The organism is Pseudomonas sp. PDM27, assembly GCF_019219205.1.
Lineage (GTDB): Bacteria > Pseudomonadota > Gammaproteobacteria > Pseudomonadales > Pseudomonadaceae > Aquipseudomonas > Aquipseudomonas laurylsulfatiphila.
In genome coordinates, this window is sequence record NZ_JAHUWF010000018.1 from 118,822 (window position 1) to 136,837 (window position 18,016).

Annotated in this window: 15 protein-coding genes; 5 read left to right on the top strand and 10 right to left on the bottom strand. The window is 61.6% G+C overall.

Annotated features, from left to right (window positions below; translation table 11 throughout):
• Positions 1 to 23: 23 nt before the first annotated feature.
• Complete coding sequence (ppk2, locus tag KW838_RS28050; protein ID WP_102701238.1) at positions 24 to 842, top strand: polyphosphate kinase 2; 819 nt, start codon at positions 24 to 26, stop codon at positions 840 to 842.
• Between the two features lie 50 nt (positions 843 to 892).
• On the opposite strand, the gene speF is transcribed toward ppk2, so the two are convergent.
• Positions 893 to 3,076: an ornithine decarboxylase SpeF gene (speF, locus tag KW838_RS28055; RefSeq protein WP_218504232.1), complete on the bottom strand. Its 2,184-nt coding sequence runs from the start codon at positions 3,074 to 3,076 to the stop codon at positions 893 to 895.
• A 426-nt stretch (positions 3,077 to 3,502) separates the two neighbouring features.
• Between speF and KW838_RS28060 the strand changes: the two genes are divergently transcribed.
• Positions 3,503 to 4,285 (top strand): DeoR/GlpR family DNA-binding transcription regulator, encoded by a 783-nt coding sequence (locus tag KW838_RS28060; RefSeq protein WP_218504233.1) that lies wholly within the window; start codon positions 3,503 to 3,505, stop codon positions 4,283 to 4,285.
• Between the two features lie 139 nt (positions 4,286 to 4,424).
• Here KW838_RS28060 and KW838_RS28065 read toward each other — a convergent pair whose 3' ends face one another.
• The 7 genes from KW838_RS28065 to KW838_RS28095 form a co-directional block, all read right to left on the bottom strand.
• The gene (locus KW838_RS28065; RefSeq protein ID WP_218504234.1) at positions 4,425 to 5,720 is read right to left on the bottom strand and encodes an FAD-binding oxidoreductase; all 1,296 of its coding nucleotides are present in this window, start codon (positions 5,718 to 5,720) and stop codon (positions 4,425 to 4,427) included.
• A gap of 459 nt (positions 5,721 to 6,179) precedes the next feature.
• Positions 6,180 to 7,538, bottom strand: a complete 1,359-nt coding sequence (gene chrA / locus KW838_RS28070) for a chromate efflux transporter (RefSeq protein WP_218504235.1) — start codon at positions 7,536 to 7,538, stop codon at positions 6,180 to 6,182.
• Between the two features lie 44 nt (positions 7,539 to 7,582).
• On the bottom strand, positions 7,583 to 8,071 hold the full coding sequence (gene moaE, locus KW838_RS28075) for a molybdopterin synthase catalytic subunit MoaE (protein ID WP_218504236.1): 489 nt from the start codon (positions 8,069 to 8,071) through the stop codon (positions 7,583 to 7,585).
• A 3-nt stretch (positions 8,072 to 8,074) separates the two neighbouring features.
• A complete protein-coding gene (gene moaD, locus KW838_RS28080; protein WP_218504237.1) occupies positions 8,075 to 8,326 on the bottom strand; it encodes a molybdopterin converting factor subunit 1 in 252 nt (83 codons plus the stop codon).
• Positions 8,323 to 8,829, bottom strand: coding sequence for a cyclic pyranopterin monophosphate synthase MoaC (gene moaC, locus KW838_RS28085; protein WP_218504238.1), 507 nt, complete (start codon positions 8,827 to 8,829; stop codon positions 8,323 to 8,325). The genes moaD and moaC overlap by 4 nt, the downstream gene beginning before the upstream one ends.
• 43 nt (positions 8,830 to 8,872) lie before the next feature.
• Complete coding sequence (gene fdhD, locus KW838_RS28090) at positions 8,873 to 9,700, bottom strand: formate dehydrogenase accessory sulfurtransferase FdhD (protein ID WP_218504239.1); 828 nt, start codon at positions 9,698 to 9,700, stop codon at positions 8,873 to 8,875.
• 146 nt (positions 9,701 to 9,846) lie between these two features.
• Complete coding sequence (locus KW838_RS28095) at positions 9,847 to 10,737, bottom strand: LysR family transcriptional regulator (RefSeq protein ID WP_095967281.1); 891 nt, start codon at positions 10,735 to 10,737, stop codon at positions 9,847 to 9,849.
• 300 nt (positions 10,738 to 11,037) lie between these two features.
• Here KW838_RS28095 and moaB point away from each other — a divergent pair, with 300 nt between their 5' ends.
• Positions 11,038 to 11,577, top strand: a complete 540-nt coding sequence (gene moaB / locus KW838_RS28100) for a molybdenum cofactor biosynthesis protein B (RefSeq protein ID WP_007976036.1) — start codon at positions 11,038 to 11,040, stop codon at positions 11,575 to 11,577.
• Complete coding sequence (gene glp / locus KW838_RS28105) at positions 11,574 to 12,779, top strand: gephyrin-like molybdotransferase Glp (protein WP_218504240.1); 1,206 nt, start codon at positions 11,574 to 11,576, stop codon at positions 12,777 to 12,779. The genes moaB and glp overlap by 4 nt, the downstream gene beginning before the upstream one ends.
• 258 nt (positions 12,780 to 13,037) lie before the next feature.
• On the opposite strand, the gene KW838_RS28110 is transcribed toward glp, so the two are convergent.
• Both KW838_RS28110 and moaA read right to left on the bottom strand, forming a co-directional pair.
• Positions 13,038 to 13,937 (bottom strand): bestrophin family protein, encoded by a 900-nt coding sequence (locus KW838_RS28110; RefSeq protein WP_218504241.1) that lies wholly within the window; start codon positions 13,935 to 13,937, stop codon positions 13,038 to 13,040.
• A 5-nt stretch (positions 13,938 to 13,942) separates the two neighbouring features.
• The gene (gene moaA / locus KW838_RS28115) at positions 13,943 to 14,941 is read right to left on the bottom strand and encodes a GTP 3',8-cyclase MoaA (RefSeq protein WP_218504242.1); all 999 of its coding nucleotides are present in this window, start codon (positions 14,939 to 14,941) and stop codon (positions 13,943 to 13,945) included.
• Between the two features lie 700 nt (positions 14,942 to 15,641).
• Here moaA and KW838_RS28120 point away from each other — a divergent pair.
• The gene (locus KW838_RS28120) at positions 15,642 to 17,966 is read left to right on the top strand and encodes an FdhF/YdeP family oxidoreductase (protein WP_218504243.1); all 2,325 of its coding nucleotides are present in this window, start codon (positions 15,642 to 15,644) and stop codon (positions 17,964 to 17,966) included.
• Positions 17,967 to 18,016 lie beyond the last annotated feature (50 nt).

Here is an 18,016-nt window from a genome sequence, read left to right on the forward strand (position 1 = left end):
ACGCATTTGAGGAGGTAACGGGCATGGCAAAGAAGAAGACGGCAACGAAGAGCAAGCCGATTGAAAGCGGCAAGCTCAAGAACAAGGTGTATCTCGAGGAGCTGGCACGGCTGCATGTCGAGATGGTCAAGCTGCAGGAGTGGGTACAGCACTCGGGCGCCAAGGTCTGCATCGTCTTTGAGGGCCGTGATGGCGCCGGCAAGGGCGGGACCATCAAGGCACTGACCGAACGGGTCAGTCCGCGGGTGTTCCGGGTGATCGCGTTGCCAGCACCGACCGATCGGGAAAAAAGCCAGATGTATGTGCAACGCTATCTGCCGCACATGCCGGCGGCCGGTGAAGTGGTGATCTTCGATCGCAGTTGGTACAACCGCGCCGGTGTCGAGCGGGTCATGGGGTTTTGCAGCGAAGAGCAGGTACGCTCATTTCTCACCGTGGCGCCGCGCGTCGAGCATGCACTGGTTGAATCGGGAATCATCCTGATCAAGTACTGGCTTGAAGTGAGCCCGGAGGAGCAGACCCGACGCCTCAAGGCGCGCATCACCGACGGGCGCAAGATCTGGAAGCTGTCACCGATGGACCTCAAGTCCTATAACCGCTGGTACGACTACTCCCGTGCCCGGGACGACATGTTCGAGGCCACCGACACCGAGTTCGCCCCCTGGCGGGTCGCCAACTCCAATGACAAGCGGCGGGCGCGACTGAACATCATCAGCGATGTGCTGAGCAGCATCCCTTATGAGGAAGTACCGCGGGCGAAAGTGAAACTGCCCAAGCGCCAAAGTCCTGGCAACTATCGGGATCCGAACTATCCGTTCAAGTACATTGCGGAAAAATTCTGATCGAAGCATTGAGCAGGAGCCGGCCTACCGCCAGCTCCTGCCGCATGCCATCAAGCCTTGATCACATACCCATACGCCCGGGTACGACCGCCTTCCTGCTTCAGGTACACCCCTTGCAACTCCGGCGTGAAGCCGGGCAAGCGGTTGATGCCTTCCTCCAGCGCCAGGAAGTACTTCAACACCGCGCCTCCCCAGATTTCACCCGGCACCACGCAGAGCACACCCGGTGGATAGGGCAGCGCACCTTCAGCGGCGATACGCCCGTCGGCATCGGCCAGCGCCACCAGTTCGACGTTGCCGCGGATGTACTCGATTTGCGCTTGCTGCGGGTTCATGGCCTTTTTCGGGAAGTGTTCCTTGCGGAACATGTCCTTCTGCAGTTGCTGCACGTTGTGGTGGCGATACAGGTCGTGCATTTCCTGGCAGAGCTGGCGAATGCTGTAGTTGTGGTAGCGCTCCTGATGCTGCGCGTAGATGGCCGGCAGCACCCGGCTCATCGGCGCATCGTCGCTGATGAAGCGTTCGAAGCGGGCGATCTGGGCGGCCAGGTGGGTCATCTTCGCCCAGTCTTCGGCCGGGGTGAGCAGGAACAGGATCGAGTTGAGGTCGCATTTTTCCGGGACGATGCCGTTCTCGCGCAGGAAGTTGGCGAGGATGCCCGCGTGAATGCCGAAGTCCGTGTAGCTGCCGTCCACCGGGTCGATGCCCGGCGTGGTGAACAGCAATTTGCACGGGTCGATGAAGTACTGTTTCTCGGCGTAGCCACCGAAGGCGTGCCAGCGGTCCTTGGGATGGAACTCGAAGAAGCGGATGTCGTTGGCGATGTCTTCCGTTGGGTAGTCTTCCCAGGCGCGCCCTTCGATGGTGTCCGGCACGAACGGGCGGACCATGGTGCAGGCTTCGAGAATCAGCTTGCGCGCCTCGATGCCGAACTTCACGCAGTCTTCCCACAGGCGCAGGCCGCTGCGGCCGGAGTGGATGCGTGCGTTGACATCCAGCGAGGCGAACAGCGGGTAGAACGGGCTGGTCGAGGCCTGGGCCATGAAGGCGTTGTTGAGCCGGTGGTGGTTGCAATAGCGGGCCTGGCCCTTGATGTGCCGGTCTTTCTTGTGCACCTGGGAGGCCTGGGAAAAACCGGCCTGCTGTTTGTGCACCGATTGGGTGACGAAGATGCCCGGGTCGTTCTCGTTCAGGTCGAGCAACAGCGGCGAGCAGTCTTTCATCATCGGGATGAACTGCTCGTAGCCGACCCACGCCGAGTCGAACAGGATGTAGTCACACAGCTTGCCGATGCGGTCGACCACTTGCCGGGCGTTGTACACGGTGCCGTCATAGGTGCCCAACTGAATGATCGCCAGGCGGAATGGCCGTGGCAGCTGGGCCTTGTCCGGGGCGACTTCGGCAATCAGTTCGCGCAGGTAGTCTTCTTCGAAACAGTGGGCATCGATGCCGCCGATGAAGCCGTAGGGGTTGCGCGCGGTTTCCAGATACACCGGCGTAGCCCCGGCCTGCAGCAGCGCGCCCTGGTGGTTGGACTTGTGGTTGTTGCGGTCGAACAGCACCAGGTCGCCCGGGGTCAGCAGCGCGTTGGTCACCACCTTGTTCGACGCCGAGGTGCCGTTGAGCACGAAGTAGGTCTTGTCGGCGTTGAACACTTGCGCGGCGTGTTTCTGCGCCAGCAGCGCCGGGCCTTCGTGGATCAGCAGGTCACCGAGCTTGACGTCGGCGTTGCACATGTCGGCGCGAAACAGCGTCTCGCCGAAGAAGTCGAAAAACTGCCGGCCGGCCGGGTGCTTGCGAAAGAACTGGCCGCCCTGGTGACCGGGGCAGGCAAAGGTCGCGTTGGCGGCCTCGGTGTACTTCTTCAGTGAGTCGAAGAATGGCGGCAGCAGGCTGTCTTCATAGGCTCGGGCCGCTGTTTCCAGTTGGTTGCCATGGTACTCGGCGTTGGCGCGGGTGAGATCGAAAATGCCGTTCACCTGCAGCAGCACGTCCGTCAGGTGCTTATAGACTTCCCGGGGACGGTTGGCTGAATCCGGCGAGGCCACCAGGAAAATCGGAATGTCGAAACCGGTGCGCTGAATGGCACCCAGGGCGCCGGCCATGACGTCATTCACAGACACCACCGCCACGGCGACGTTGGTGAAATCGGTCTGGCTGAGCGCTACCACTTCCCGAGCGTTCTTGAAGCTTGCGGCGGCGCCGTCGCTGGCGGCTATTTTCAGGGGTTTCATCGTGGCGTCTCCAGGCGGGCACTCAATTGTCCGCAACTTTTTAAGAGATCAACTTCCGAGGGAGCCTTCCAGTTCCCCATCATCGGAAATCGTGTCACCACTGGTTATAGAGCATTTTCCTGGTCTGTCAGGCTTTTACCGCGACCTTGCACATCTTGACGCTTCACGACCTGTCGGTCAGGCGTGCACCAGCGCAATGGTGAACGAGACCACGATCATGCAAGCAAAGGCAAAATTGATATTCATGAGGTTTCCATCCAGGACATGAGCGACGGCGCTATCTTGAACAGCTCAGGGGAAAATAAAAAATTCGCTGTAATGATTTGAAAGATCGAAAAAAATGATACCGGGCCGGTTCGTTGTTTTTGCCGAGGGTTGCGGATACTCTCGTGCAACACGCAGTTACACGCATAAACGGGCAAAAACATGCAAGACAACCATTTAGCTGCCGAACTGCCGTCAGTGCGCCGGCAAAAAATCCTGTTGATCCTCGAGCGTGACGGCAAGGTCATGGCCTCGGAGTTGAGCCAGCATTTCGCGGTGTCCGAAGACACCATCCGCCGCGATCTGGCGGAACTGGCCAGTGCCGGCCTGGTACAGCGGGTGCACGGCGGGGCGTTGCCGCGGCCCAAAGACACGGGCAAGGACTATTTCACCCGGATCAGCGAAACCGATGAGGTGAAAACCCATCTGGCGCGACTGGCTGCGCAACGGGTGCAGGACGGTCAGATCGTGGTGTTCGATTCGGGCACCACCACCTTGCAGATCGCGCGTTCGCTGCCGTCGGAGATCGCCATCACCGCGATCACGGCGTCGCCGATGACGGCCATTACCCTGTCCGAATACAAAGGCATCAAGGTGATCCTGGCCGGCGGCCAGCTCAACCCGGCGACGATGTCGGCCAGCGGCCACGAAACCCTGCGGCTGCTGGCAGGCATCAAGGCCGATCTGCTGTTCACCGGGGTCTGCGCGATTCACCCGCAGGTGGGCTTGAGCTCACTGCATTTTGATGAAGTGCCGGTGAAGCAGGCGATGCTCGATTGTGCGTCCCATGTGATTGCCGTTACCACGGCGGACAAACTCGGCGCGGTGGAGCCCTTTGTCGTCGCGCCTTGCAACCGTGTGCACACGCTGATCACCGAGCGGCATGTGGCGTCTGGCAATGTCGAGGATTATCGGGCGTTGGGGATTGAGGTGGAGCAGGCTTGAGCATTTTTTGCTGGTAGATGTGTGTTGAATGTGCCGGCCTCTTCGCGAGCAGGCTCGCTCCCACAGGTGCTGTGCAAATCCTTGTGGGAGCGAGCCTGCTCGCGAAGGGGCCAACACAAACAACATCAATGCAAGGGGCTCAGCGCAAACGCTCAAGCATCTGGTAGTACCACATCCCGGCAGCCAGCATCGGGTTGCCCAGCAGGTCGCCCATGGGCACGCGGATGTGCTGGCAGGCGGCAAAGGTGTCGAACTGCTCCATTTGGCCTGTGATCGCGCGGCCCATGATTTCACCCATGATGTGGGTGGTGGCGATGCCGTGGCCGGAGTAGCCCTGGCAGTACCAGACGTTGTCCGACAGCTTGCCCAGTTGCGGGATGCGGTTGATCACGATGCCCATCGCGCAGCTCCACTGGTAATCGATGGCCACGCCTTTGAGCGCCGGGAAGGTCTGCTCGATGCACGGACGCAGCTCGGCGGCGATGTCCCGTGAATCCTTGCCGCTGTAGTTGGCGCCGCCACCAAACAGCAGGCGACCGTCAGCGGTGAGGCGGTAGTAATCGAGCACGAAGCGGCAGTCGTAGACCGCCAGGTCTTCGGGGTTGATCTGCCTGGCCAGATCGCCCAGCGGCGCGGTGGTGACGATGCCGCCCATGGCCGGGAAAATCTTGCCCTTGAGCTTGCCCGGTTCCAGCTTGTGGTAGACGTCGCCGGCCAGCAGCACCTGGTTGGCGTCGATGTGCCCGTGGGCGGTGCGTACGCCAGGGCTCTTGTGAAGGCCATCGCCATGGATGATCTCCAGCACTTCGCTGTTCTCGAAGATCAACGCGCCCAGGCTTTCGGCCGCGCGGGCCTCGCCAATGCACAGGTTGAGCGGGTGCAGGTGCATGTTGCGGGTGTTCTTGATCGCGCCGTGGTAGAGGTCGCTTTGCAGCAGGTCGCGCACCTGGCTGCGGTCGAGCAGGCTGACCTCGTCGTCCATGCCACGACGCACTGCCTCGTCGTAATCCTTGCGCAAGCCGTCCATGTGCACGGGTTTGTACGCGGCGTGCAGGTGGCCGTGCTTGAGGTCGCAGGCGATGCCGTATTTTTCCACGCGCTGCCGGATGATCTGGTGTCCGCGCCAGCGCAGGTTCCAGATGAAATCGTCGACTTCATCGCCGATGGAGCGGCGCATCTGTTTGCGCATGGCCTCGTCGCCCGACAAGCTGCCGGTGACCTGGCCGCCGTTGCGCCCGGTGGCGCCCCAGCCGATCTTGTGGCTTTCGACGATGGCGACCTTCAGGCCTTTTTCCGCCAGCTCGACGGCGGTGGCCACGCCGGTGAAGCCGCCGCCGATGATCACCACGTCAACCTTGTGCCGGCCTTGCAGCGTCGGGTAATCGGTGTCCTGGTTGAGGGTGGCGGTGTAGTAGGAGTTGCAACGTTGAGTCATGTCGGTGTCCACGCGAAATTGAAAGAAACTCAATGCCAGTCAGTCAAAGTGCGCAACCTGTGGGAGCGAGCCTGCTCGCGAATGCGAAGTGTCATTCACCGTATATGTCGAATGACACTCCGCATTCGCGAGCAGGCTCGCTCCCACAGGGACTGCAAGCGCTGAGCTGGGATAGCGAAAGGAGGGCGCTCGCCAATCAGGCGAGCAGGGCGCTATCCGGCGGACGTGCGGAGTGACGCAACTTGGAACGGCGCAGGGCCATGGGCAGGTTGACGATGCGCTTCATGCAATGCCGTCCGCGGCCAGCAGCGAGGTGGCCTGGATCGAAATGTTCAGCAGTGACGGCAAAGTACGCATGGCGCAGGTTTCCGGCGGCGGAAATCGTCGGTGGCGAGCAGGGCAAGCCATCCGGGGATGGCTGGATACTAGGGAGGATTGGCGCGCGTGTAAATGTTTGATTCAGAACATCAGGTGCACCACCAGCCCGATCAGCCCGCAGCCGATCAACACCTCGATCACTCCGCGCTTGAACCGCAGCAAGGCAATGCCCGCCACGATGGCGATCAGCAGCGAAGGCCAGTCCAGTTGCCCTTCGAAGCCTTTAGGCCACAGCACGTGATAGGCAAAGAAGCACGCCAGATTGAGAATCACGCCCACCACGGCGGCCGTAATGGCCGTCAGCGGCGCGGTGAAGGTGAGTTCGTTATGCGTCGATTCCACCAGCGGCCCGCCGGCGAGGATGAACAGGAACGAAGGCAGGAAGGTGAACCAGGTCACCAGCGTGGCGGCCACGGCACCGGCGACAAAGGCTTGATCCGGGCCGAAGACCTGATGCACATAGGCGCCGATGAAGCCGACGAAGGCGACGACCATGATCAGCGGACCTGGAGTGGTTTCACCGAGCGCCAGGCCGTCGATCATCTGCGTCGGCGTCAGCCATCCGTAGTGACCGACCGCGCCCTGGTACACATACGGCAGTACCGCATAGGCACCACCAAAGGTCAGCAGCGCCGCCTTGGTGAAGAACCAGGCCATCTGGGTCAGCGTGCCTTCCCAGCCGAACAGGGCGGTGAGCATGGCCATCGGCAGTGTCCACAAGATCGCACCGATCACCGCCAGACGCGCCAGTTTCAATCCACTGAAGCGGGCGTGTTCAGGGGACGGGGTGTCGTCGTCGATCACCGCCGGGCCGTAGGAGTGTTTCGCCGCGCTGTGGCCTCCGGTCCTGAATTTTTCCGGTGCCAGGCGTCCGCCGAAGTAACCGATGACCGCCGCGCCGAGCACAATCAACGGAAACGGCAAGTTGATCACGAAGATGGCCACGAAGGACCCGGCGGCGATGCCCCATAGCCAGGCATTCTTCAGCGCCCGCGAGCCGATTCGGTGAGCCGCCTGCACCACGATGGCCGTGACCGCCGGCTTGATTCCGTAAAACAGTCCGGCGACCACGGGCACCTCGCCAAAGGCGATGTACACCCAGGACAGGGCAATCAGGACGAACAACGACGGCAGCACAAACAGCACGCCAGCGATCACGCCGCCCCAGGTCCGGTGCATCAGCCAGCCGATGTAGGTCGCCAACTGCTGAGCCTCGGGCCCGGGCAGCAACATGCAGTAGTTGAGGGCGTGCAGAAAGCGTCGCTCGGAGATCCAGCGCCGGCGTTCGACCAGTTCCTGATGCATGATCGAAATCTGCCCGGCCGGCCCGCCGAAACTGATGAAGCCAAGCTTGAGCCAGAACAGGAAGGCTTCGCGCAGGCTGATGGTCCGGGGCTGGGGCACAGCTTGTTGCGTGATCGGGGAGGGCGTGGGGCTCAAGCGCGGGTTCCTTGTGCAGGGAAACGTTGAGCCCGTGACTGTAGCTATGCCGGATCGCGTTGCATAGCCGCCTCTTGTGGCGCCCCTGCCCAGCGCTCGACAGCGGATCGGTCGCTGTCCCGGGCATCGACCCAGCGTGCGCCGCCGGCCACGTCTTCGCGTTTCCAGAACGGCGCGTCGGTTTTCAGGTAGTCCATGATGAACGCACAGGCCTCGAAAGCGGCCTGGCGATGCGGGCTGCTGACGCCGACAAACACGATCGGCTCGCTGATCGACAACGGGCCGATCCGATGCACGATCTGTACGGCCCGCAGTGGCCATCGGGCCCTGGCGTTGTCGATGACCTTCTGCAGCGAGCGTTCGGTCATGCCCGGGTAGTGCTCCAGAAACAAACCGGCGACCGCCTCACCCTGATTGATGTCGCGCACATAGCCGACGAAGTTGACCACGGCACCCACGCCCGGATCGTTGGCCTGCAGGCTGTCGATCAACTGAGTGACGTCGAACACTTCACGCTGGACCCGAACCGTCATGTCTCAGCCCCCGGTGACCGGTGGAAAAAAGGCGATCTCGTCGAAGTCCTCGATCACCCGGTCCGGATGGCACAGCTCCTGGTTCAGTGCGCACATCAGGTTGTGTTCACCGAGCACCTGGCTCCATAAATCGCCGCGAGCCATCAGCAAGCGGCGCACGTCTTCGATGGTTCTGAGGCTGTCGGTCAGGGGCAGTTTTTCACCGCCCAGGTTGAGCTGCTCGCGGTAACGGGCGAAGTAATTGATCAGGATCATTGTGCGTCCTCGAACTTGAAATGACCGGAGCGGCCTCCCTGTTTACTGAGCAGGCGGATGTCATCGATGACCATGCCCCGGTCCACGGCCTTGCACATGTCATAGAGGGTCAGGGCCGCCACACTGACAGCGGTCAGGGCTTCGAGCTCGACCCCGGTCTGGCCCTCGACGCGGCAGGTGCCGAGGATTTTCACGCTGTCCGGTGTGCAGGCCTTGAGTTCGATATGGATCGAACTGAGCAGCAGGGTGTGGCACAGCGGGATCAGCTCATGGGTTTTTTTCGCCGCCATGATGCCGGCGATCCGCGCCACGGCAAAGACGTCGCCCTTGGGGTGGCCGTCGCTTTGAATCAGCTTCAGGGTTTCCGGGCGCATCCGCACCCAGGCCTGGGCCCGTGCTTCACGTTGCGTCGGAGGTTTTTCGCTGACATCGACCATGTTGGCGCGACCCTGATTGTCGAGGTGGGTCAGGCCGTTGGGCGATGCATGTGAAATGTCTGTCATGGGAGGTTCCTGCGCGGGCCGGCGCGGTGATCAGGTGAAGGCATCATGCCGGGCTGTAAATGCGTGGCGCGTTGCGGTGGGGGACGTGAATCAGGTTGAGGCGATGCTTGAGCGCCCATTGCACGGTCAGGGCGGTGGGCGCCGACAGGCTGACCAGCGTGCCGAGCCGGGCCCTGACGGCCTTGTGGATCAGCTCAAGGCTGCAACGGCTGGTGACCACGGTGAAGCCGCTGCGGCTGTCGATGCCGGCGTGTCGCAGGGCGCCGATCAGCTTGTCCAGCGCGTTGTGGCGGCCAATGTCTTCGCGGCAGATCAGCGCGTTGCCGTTGCTGTCGAAGTACAATGCTGCGTGCAGGGCGCCGCTGCTGCGGGCCATTTGCTGGGCCTGTTCGATGCGGTGGCGGATGTCGATGAAATGCTCGGCGGGCGGCAGGGCAACCGGCTCGAGAATCTCCAGTTTCGGCAGGGCCTGCTCCAGCGCTTCCACGCCGCACAGTCCGCAGCCACTGGTACCCGCCATTTGCCGACGATGGTTCTTCAGCGCCCAGAACGCGCGGCTGGAGATCTGCACCTCGGCTTGAACGGCTTGGTCGAAGTGGGTCAGGCGCAGGTCGTAGATTTCGCTCTGGTGCGCAACGATGTCGTTGCTGACGCTGAACCCACGGATGAAGTCTTCGAGGTTGCCCGGCGACACCATCATCACGGCCTGGCTCAAACCGTTGTAGGTGATTGCCAATGCGATCTCTGCGGCCAGCGCCGCCTGACAGACTGATGCGGCGTTGTCGTATTCGTGAAAGTTCACACTCAAGGGTTTGGGGGCGGGTGCGTTAGTGTCGCTTCGATCATCGGCTTGTTCAACTTTGCACAACATGAAAATAACCTCGAAGCGCTGAATTAAGTTCAGGCTACGGGTAACTTTTCACAGCGTCCAATCGCTTGTTCCGATGCGCCGATTGGTGATGTCTATCACGCCGGGCAAACATGCCCGGTGCGGTTTTATGTAAAGCCGAAACTTGATCAGTCGGTCCGGCTGAACAGGGTTCGTGCTTCGGCGAAACACTTCTCGGCAATCGCCGAACGTGGCTCGGTCTTGCGCATCACCAGGCCCAGGGGTGCGAGCACGCTGGCATCGGGCAATTCGATGAACGACAGGTGTTCGATGGGCTCTTCCAGGCCACTGTCCAGCGGCATGATCGCGCAGCAGAAACCTTCGTGGATCGCCTGCAGCAACTGGTAGGTCGAATCGCTTTCCAGGATCGGCTGCGGGTCCAGTCCGCGGCTGCGAAAGCTCAGGTCGATGGATTTGCGGTAGTGCATGCCGTTGCTGAGCATCCCCAGGGGCAGTTCGGCGGCGTCCTCCCAGCTCATTTGCGTGCCGTCGAAATGGAAGTGGCGGGTGTCGTACAGCAGGCCTACGCGGGTCTCGCCGATCTCGAAAAACTCGAAATAGTTCGGGTTGACGTGGTCGAGGTAGCACACGCCCAGGTCCAGCTGATTGTTGCCCAGGCCCTCGATGATCTGGTCGGAACTCAGGGACGACAGGCTGTACTTGAGCTCCGGAAAGCTGCGGGACAGGCCCTGGATGTAGGTGACCGGGTTGAAGCTGCTGAGCGGCACCAGCCCCAGGCGCAGGTTACCCACGAGCTGGCCCCGGCACGCGGCGGCCTCGGCGAACAGCCCGTCGTGGGCGGCCAGCAGGGTCCGGGCCCAGGCCAGTACACGCTCGCCGGCCTCGGTAAAACCTTCGAAGCGCTGACCCCGGGTGACCAGCACCAGGTCCAGCTCATCCTCCAGGTTGCGCAGGCGCATCGACAGGGTGGGCTGGGTGATGTGGCAGCGCGCGGCCGCCTGGCCGAAGTGGCGGGTTTGCTCCAGGGCGATCAGGAACTTGAGTTGTTTGATGTCCATGACGGCACCTGCTGGCGGGGGAGTGAAGGGTTAAGTATTGACCCGGGTGTGCAAGACACAAGGCGAGGCGGAAAACGTGAGGTGCGGACGATCTCACTGTCTTTGGCGTGCGTCCAATCACTGTTGTTTAAGGGGTTATCGACGGGCTCTATCACTGATGTTTTTTCTGGCCGTTTTATATTGATAGAGCGCCTCGATAGTCTGGTTGGTTAGAGTGATTAGACACGGCTTGATTTATAGAATTAGTCTCCGGGAGTCATATTAATTTAGCTATCTAATTCATGCCTGCCGGAGAACCCCATGAGCGTCAAACCGGATGCCTTGTTTATACCCTTGAATATTGCCGTGCTGACCGTCAGCGATACCCGTGAATATGCCAATGACACTTCCGGCCAATTACTCGTCAGCCGTTTGCTGGAAGCCGGTCACACCCTCAGCGAGCGCAACCTGCTCAAGGATGACCTGTACAAGATCCGCGCCCAGGTGGCGAACTGGATCGCCGACGACGGCATCCAGGTGGTGCTGATCACGGGCGGCACCGGGTTCACCGGCCGCGACAGCACCCCCGAGGCAGTGGCCTGCTTGCTGGATAAACAGATCGATGGCTTCGGTGAGCTGTTCCGGGCGATTTCGATCCTCGACATCGGCACCTCCACGGTGCAGAGCCGGGCGCTGGCCGGGCTGGCCAATGGCACGCTGGTCTGCTGCCTGCCGGGTTCCACGGGCGCCTGCCGCACCGCGTGGGAAGGCATCCTTGCCGAGCAGCTCGACGCGCGCCACCGGCCGTGCAATTTCGTGCCGCACCTCAAGCCTGTGCAAGCCTGCGGGACTCGCGGATGAGCGCTTCACCCTTGATGCCGGTAGAGGACGCCATCGACCGTTTGCTGACAATGGCCGAGGCGCAGTGGATTGAAGACAGCGAAGCCGTGCCGCTCAATGCCGCGCGGCAACGGGTATTGGCCAATGACCTGCTGGCGACCCTCGATCTGCCGCCGTGGCCGAACAGCGCCATGGACGGCTATGCCCTGAATGTCGAGGGTTGGGACGGGGAACCGCTGGCCGTGTCGCAGCAGGTGTTTGCCGGTCAGGCCCCCGAAGCCCTGGCGCCGGGAACCTGCGCGCGCATCTTCACCGGCGCACCGGTTCCGCCGGGTGCCGACTGCGTGGAGATGCAGGAGAACACGCAGGTACTGGATGACGGACGTATTCGCTTCCAGCAGCCCCTGAGCGCCGGCAGCAACATCCGCCCGCAAGGCCAGGAAAACCGCGTCGGCGATGTGCTGTTGCGCGCCGGCAAGCGTCTTGGCCCGTTCGAATTGGCGGTCGCGGCGGCGCAGGGCTGCACCCATGTGCAGGTGGTGCGCCGACCTCGGGTGGCGTTGCTGTCCACCGGCGATGAACTGGTCGAACCGGGCAATCCCCTCAAGCCCGGCAGCATCTACAACAGCAACCGTACATTGTTGAGCCATTGGCTGAGTGCATTGGGTTGCGAGGTCATCGATGCCGGCATTCTTCCCGATGAGCCACGCCAGACGCGGCTCAAGCTCGAACAGCTGCAACACAGGGCAGACCTGATGCTCAGCACGGGCGGTGTGTCCGCCGGTGACGCCGACTGCCTCGGCCAGGTGCTGCGCGAGTGCGGCAAGCCGCTGCTGTGGAAACTCTCGATCAAACCCGGCAAGCCATTGACCGTGGGCCACTTCGGCCGCGTGCCGGTGATTGGCCTGCCGGGTAATCCGACATCGGCATTGGTCACTTTCGGCCTGTTGGCCCGGGCTTATCTGTTGCGGATTCAGGGCGTGGAAGAGGTCGAGCCGTTGAGCTTCCCGGTCAGTGTCGGCTTTGCCTGGCCCAAACCCGGGAGCCGCCGCGAGTACCTGCGGGCGAAACTTGAAGACGGTCGAGCGGTGTTGTATCCGAACCAGAGCTCAGGCGTGTTGCTGGGCGCAGCCTGGGCGGACGGGCTGGTGGAAGTGCTTGAGGGCATTACGCTGCAAGCGGGCGACACAGCGCGGTTCATACCCTTCAGCGAACTGTTCTGACACTGCCCCTTGTGGGAGCGAGCCTGCTCGCGAAGAGACCGGTACATTCAACAGAGATGTTGGCAGACAGACCGCCTTCGCGAGCAAGCCCGCTCCCACAATTTTGATCTTCAGTGAACGCTAATCCCACGGCCGGCCACAATCCCTGTGGGAGCGGGCTTGCCCGCGAAGGGGCCGGCACATTCAACAGAGATGTTGCCTGACCCACCGCTATCGCGAGCAAGCTCGCTCCCACAGGTTCTGTGTGTTTCTTTAGTGTCAGTTCAACACAAAATCCACCGGCTCCAGTTGCGGCGGCAACTCCGTCACGCCCAGTGCCGCCAGCACATCGCGCTCGATGTTGCGCACGATGGCGTCGGTGGGCAGGTCGTTTTCATCTCGGCCGAAGGGGTCTTCCAGTTCGTCGGCAATCGCATCCAGGCCAAAAAAGGTGTAGCTGACAATCGCGGTGAAAATCGGTGTCAGCCAGCCCAGGGGTTCGGCCATGGCAAACGGCAGGAGGATGCAGAACAGGTAGATGGTGCGGTGCAGCAACAGGGTGTAGGGAAACGGCAGCGGGGTGTGCTTGATCCGTTCACAGACCGCCTGGGCGTGGGTCAGGCCGGCCAGGTGGTTGGCCATGAGCGTGTAGCGCCAGTCGTTGATCGCTCCGGACTCGTTGAGTGTCGAGCACTGCTGACCGACCTGCATCAGGATCTGCCCGCTGATGTCCGTGGTGTCGCCCTTGGGCATCGGGTGCAGCCAGTCTCCACTGGCGGCCAGTTCGTTTTCCCGGCGCAGCCGCGCGTTGAGGGCATGGGCGAAGCCGCACAGGTTGCTGAGGATCGTATGCCGCTCATCCGTGTCCTTGAGCACCAGGGTTTCACGAATCATCGAGCGGACTTCGACTATCACCTCGCCCCACGCCTTGCGCGCTTCATACCAGCGGTCATAACAGGCGTTGTTGCGAAAGCTCATGAAGATCGACAACGACAAACCCAGCAGCGTGAAGGGCGTTGCGCTGACCTTGGAAAAGTAGCTGGGATGCAAGGTTTCGATGAGCACGATGGCCGAGGCGAGCAACGTCACCATCAGGCTGCGCCAGGCAATGCGCTTGGCAATCGAACCCTTTAGGGACGTCAGCACGCCGATCAGGTTGGGTTTGGGTCTCACGATCATGGGTTTCAGCCGCCCGTCATGTTCATGAAGCGAATGACCTGGACATCGTCGTTCACTTCGAAGTTGTGTCGATAAGGCTTGAGTTTCATCGCCTCGATAATGGCTTTTTCCAGGCGCTCGGGCTGTCCGGGGTGGCTGCGCAAGACAGCCTTGAGATCCACCGAGTGCTCATTGCCCAGGCACAGCAGCAGGCGTCCCTCCACCGTCAGCCGCACCCGGTTGCAGGTGCCGCAGAAGTTGTGGCTGTGGGGCGAGATGAACCCCAGGCGAATCTGCGGCGCTTCGGCCAGGCGCCAGTAGCGCGACGGACCCTGGGTCGACTCGGCGGAATCAATCAAAGTGTAGCGTTCGGCGATGCGTTCGCGGACCTGGGCGCTAGCGAAAAACGATTCGGCGCGGCTGTGCTCGTCGATGGTGCCCAACGGCATTTCCTCGATGAAGGAGATGTCGAGGTTGCGGTCGATGGCGAAGCTCACCAGATCATTGATCTCATGGTCGTTGCGGCCCTTCATCACCACGCAGTTGAGCTTGGTGTTGCGAAAGCCCACCTGGTTGGCCGCGTCGATGCCCTTGATGACCTGCGCCAGGTCACCGGTGCGGGTCAGTTCGCGAAAGCGTTGCGGGTCCAGGCAGTCGAGGCTGATGTTGAGGCGCTTGACCCCGGCCTCGAACAACGGCCCGGCCAGTCTGGCCAGTTGCGAACCGTTGGTGGTCATGCACAGTTCCCGCAGGCCGGGCAGGGCAGCGATCTTCTCGCACAACTGCACCACGCCCGGACGAATCAGCGGCTCGCCCCCGGTCAGGCGGATCTTGCGGGTGCCCAGTGCGACGAAGCTTTGCGCCGTTTGATAGATCTCTTCCAGGGTCAGTACCCGTTGGCGCGGCAGAAACTGCATGTCCTCGGCCATGCAATACACGCAACGGAAATCGCAGCGGTCGGTGACCGACATGCGCAGATAGTCCACGCGCCGGGAGAAGCCATCGATCAAGACTCGTTCAGACATGACACCCTCGCTTGGTACTGCATGCGTTGAATGGACATTCCGTTAATCGGGTTTTGCCTTTGTAGGAGCGAGCCTTGCTCGCGATGGTCGTTAACGATGACGCGTGCTTACTGGCTGAACGCGGTGCTCTTGAGTCCATCGCGAGCAAGCTCGCTCCCACAGGTATTGCGCAGATAACGGACCTGTTGAGCCCTGCTCGCGATGGTCGTTAACGATGACGCGTGCTTACTGGCTGAACGCGGTGCTCTTGAGTCCATCGCGAGCAAGCTCGCTCCTACAGGTATTGCGCTGATAACGGATCTGTTGAGAACAGGTGTAGGAGCGAGCCTGCTCGCGATGGTCGTTAACGATTACGCGTGCTGGCTGACTGAACGCGGTGCTCTTGAGTCCATCGCGAGCAGGCTCGCTCCTACAGGTATTGCGCTGTAAACGGATCTGTTGAGCGCAGGCTAAGAGCAACTTTAACGGGCGTCCAATCACTATTAACAACCGGGTGATCGAGCGGGTCGATGATGAACTTTGTTTTCTGGCTTAAAGGGCTCTAAGTGATTTCAAGTAATTGATAAACAAGGATAAAAAGCCGTGATAGAGCGTTTCGATAATGTGGTCGTAAATAGCGATTAGACAATAATTTACCCCTGTTCATATGCTTTTCTCCGTCAAACGATCAATGGCCTGAATCAGGTCACGGAGAAGTACCATGTCTCAAGTCGACCGCTACAAACCCTACAAAGGTGCCGCCGCCGGTTGGGGTGCACTGATTGCTGTCACCAAGAACTGGCTGGGCAGTGAAAACGCGCTGAAGAACATTCGCGCCATGCTCAAGACCAACCAGAACGGCGGCTTCGACTGCCCCGGTTGCGCCTGGGGCGAGTCGCCGGAAAACGGCATGGTCAAGTTCTGCGAAAACGGCGCCAAGGCGGTTAACTGGGAAGCCACGGGCCGTCTGGTCGACCCGGCCTTTTTCAACAAATACAGCATCTCGGCGCTGGCCGAGCAGAGCGATTACTGGCTGGAGTATCAGGGCCGCCTGACCCACCCGATGCGCTATGACGCGGTCACCGACCGTTACGTGGAAACCACCTGGGACGAGGCCTTCGCGACGATCGCCCGGCACCTCAACGCGCTGGAATCGCCGGACCAGGCCGAGTTCTACACCTCGGGCCGGGCCAGCAACGAGGCGGCTTATTTGTACCAGCTGTTCGTCCGGGCCTACGGCACCAACAACTTTCCGGACTGCTCGAACATGTGCCACGAAGCCAGCGCGGTGAGCATGATCGAAAGCCTCGGCGTGGGCAAAGGCACCGTGGTGTTCGACGACCTGGAACATGCCGACGCGATCTTCGTCATCGGCCAGAACCCCGGCACCAACCACCCGCGGATGCTCGAACCGCTGCGTGAAGCGGTCAAGCGCGGGGCACAGGTGATCTGCATCAACCCGCTCAAGGAGCGCGGACTGGAGCGCTTCCAGCATCCGCAGCACCCGATCGAAATGCTCATGAACGGCTCCGAACCGACCAACACCGCGTACTTCCGCCCGGCACTGGGCGGTGACATGGCGGTCATGCGCGGCATGGTCAAGTTCCTGCTGCAGTGGGAGCGCGAAGCACAGGTCAGCGGCGGCGAGCCGGTGTTCGACCATGCGTTCATCGCCGAACACACCTCGGGCATAGGGGCCTACCTGGGCGAAGTCGACGCCACCAGTTGGGAGCACATCGAGCAGCAGTCGGGTATGTCTTTGGCTGACATCGAGCTCGCCGCCCGCATGTACGCCCGGGCCAAACGGGTGATCATGTGCTGGGCGATGGGCCTGACCCAGCACACGCACTCGGTGCCGACCCTGCAGGAAGTCATCAACCTGATGCTGCTGCGCGGCAACGTCGGCCGTCCCGGTGCGGGGCTGTCGCCGGTTCGCGGCCACAGTAACGTGCAGGGCGACCGCACCATGGGCATCAACGAGCTGGCGCCCACCGAGTTGCTCGATGCCCTGGAAAAACGCTTCTCCTTCAAGCCGCCGCGTGAGCATGGCCACAACACCGTGATGGCGATCGGCGCGATGGAGCAGGGGCGCTCGAAAGTGTTTATCGCCCTGGGCGGCAACTTTGCCCAGGCCACCCCGGACACGCCGCGTACCCACGCTGCGTTGCGCAAGTGCGACCTCACCGTGCACATCGCCACCAAGCTCAACCGCAGCCATCTGGTCACCGGCCGGGAAGCGCTGATCCTGCCATGCCTGGGCCGCACCGACATCGACATCCAGGCCGAAGGGCCGCAGGGCGTCACCGTGGAAGACACCTTCAGCATGATCCACATCTCCCACGGCCAACTGAAACCCAAGTCCAAACACCTGCTGTCGGAACCGGCGATCATCGCCGGCATCGCGGCCGCGACACTGGGCAAACATCCGATCGACTGGAACTGGGCCATCGGCGACTACGGCCGCATCCGCAACATGATTGCCGACACCATTCCCGGCTTCGAAGATTTCAACCGGCGCTTGCTGCACCCGGGCGGCTTCCACATGCCCAACGACGCGGCCAGGCGCATCTGGAAAACCGCCAGCGGCAAGGCCCAGTTCACCCCGAGCGTGCTGCCGGAGCACCTGATCAGCGAGGGCGTGCGCAACCTGGCGGTCAAGCCGCACCTGATCCTGCAGACCATGCGCTCCCACGATCAGTACAACACCACGCTCTATGGCCTGGATGACCGTTATCGCGGGGTGTACGGCATGCGCGACGTGGTGTTCGCCAACGAGCAGGACATCCGCCGGCTGGGTTTCGAACCGGGGCAGAAGGTCGACCTGGTGGCGCTGTGGGACGACGAGCGCGAGCGTCGGGTCAGCGGTTTCACCCTGATCGCCTACGACATTCCGGCCGGTCAGGCCGCGGCGTACTACCCGGAGACCAATCCGCTGGTGCCGCTGGAAAGTTACGGTGACCGCACCTTCACCCCGACTTCCAAGTTCGTCGCCATCCGGCTGGAGCAGGCCAGGGCCAGCAACCTGATTTCGACCTCCGCTGCGTAGTACCGATCACTCAAGACTTTGTGGGAGCGAGCTTGCTCGCGATTGCAGGG

What these genes read in the sequence shown, in the direction of transcription:
- speF (WP_218504232.1), bottom strand. Translation starts at nt 3,076, where the DNA reads ATGAAACCCCTGAAAATAGCCGCCAGCGACGGCGCCGCCGCAAGCTTC.
- KW838_RS28060 (WP_218504233.1), top strand. Translation starts at nt 3,503, where the DNA reads ATGCAAGACAACCATTTAGCTGCCGAACTGCCGTCAGTGCGCCGGCAA.
- moaE (WP_218504236.1), bottom strand. Translation starts at nt 8,071, where the DNA reads ATGACGGTTCGGGTCCAGCGTGAAGTGTTCGACGTCACTCAGTTGATC.
- moaD (WP_218504237.1), bottom strand. Translation starts at nt 8,326, where the DNA reads ATGATCCTGATCAATTACTTCGCCCGTTACCGCGAGCAGCTCAACCTG.
- KW838_RS28110 (WP_218504241.1), bottom strand. Translation starts at nt 13,937, where the DNA reads ATGATCGTGAGACCCAAACCCAACCTGATCGGCGTGCTGACGTCCCTA.
- moaA (WP_218504242.1), bottom strand. Translation starts at nt 14,941, where the DNA reads ATGTCTGAACGAGTCTTGATCGATGGCTTCTCCCGGCGCGTGGACTAT.
- moaB (WP_007976036.1), top strand. Translation starts at nt 11,038, where the DNA reads ATGAGCGTCAAACCGGATGCCTTGTTTATACCCTTGAATATTGCCGTG.
- glp (WP_218504240.1), top strand. Translation starts at nt 11,574, where the DNA reads ATGAGCGCTTCACCCTTGATGCCGGTAGAGGACGCCATCGACCGTTTG.
- ppk2 (WP_102701238.1), top strand. Translation starts at nt 24, where the DNA reads ATGGCAAAGAAGAAGACGGCAACGAAGAGCAAGCCGATTGAAAGCGGC.
- moaC (WP_218504238.1), bottom strand. Translation starts at nt 8,829, where the DNA reads ATGACAGACATTTCACATGCATCGCCCAACGGCCTGACCCACCTCGAC.
- fdhD (WP_218504239.1), bottom strand. Translation starts at nt 9,700, where the DNA reads ATGTTGTGCAAAGTTGAACAAGCCGATGATCGAAGCGACACTAACGCA.
- KW838_RS28120 (WP_218504243.1), top strand. Translation starts at nt 15,642, where the DNA reads ATGTCTCAAGTCGACCGCTACAAACCCTACAAAGGTGCCGCCGCCGGT.
- KW838_RS28095 (WP_095967281.1), bottom strand. Translation starts at nt 10,737, where the DNA reads ATGGACATCAAACAACTCAAGTTCCTGATCGCCCTGGAGCAAACCCGC.
- KW838_RS28065 (WP_218504234.1), bottom strand. Translation starts at nt 5,720, where the DNA reads ATGACTCAACGTTGCAACTCCTACTACACCGCCACCCTCAACCAGGAC.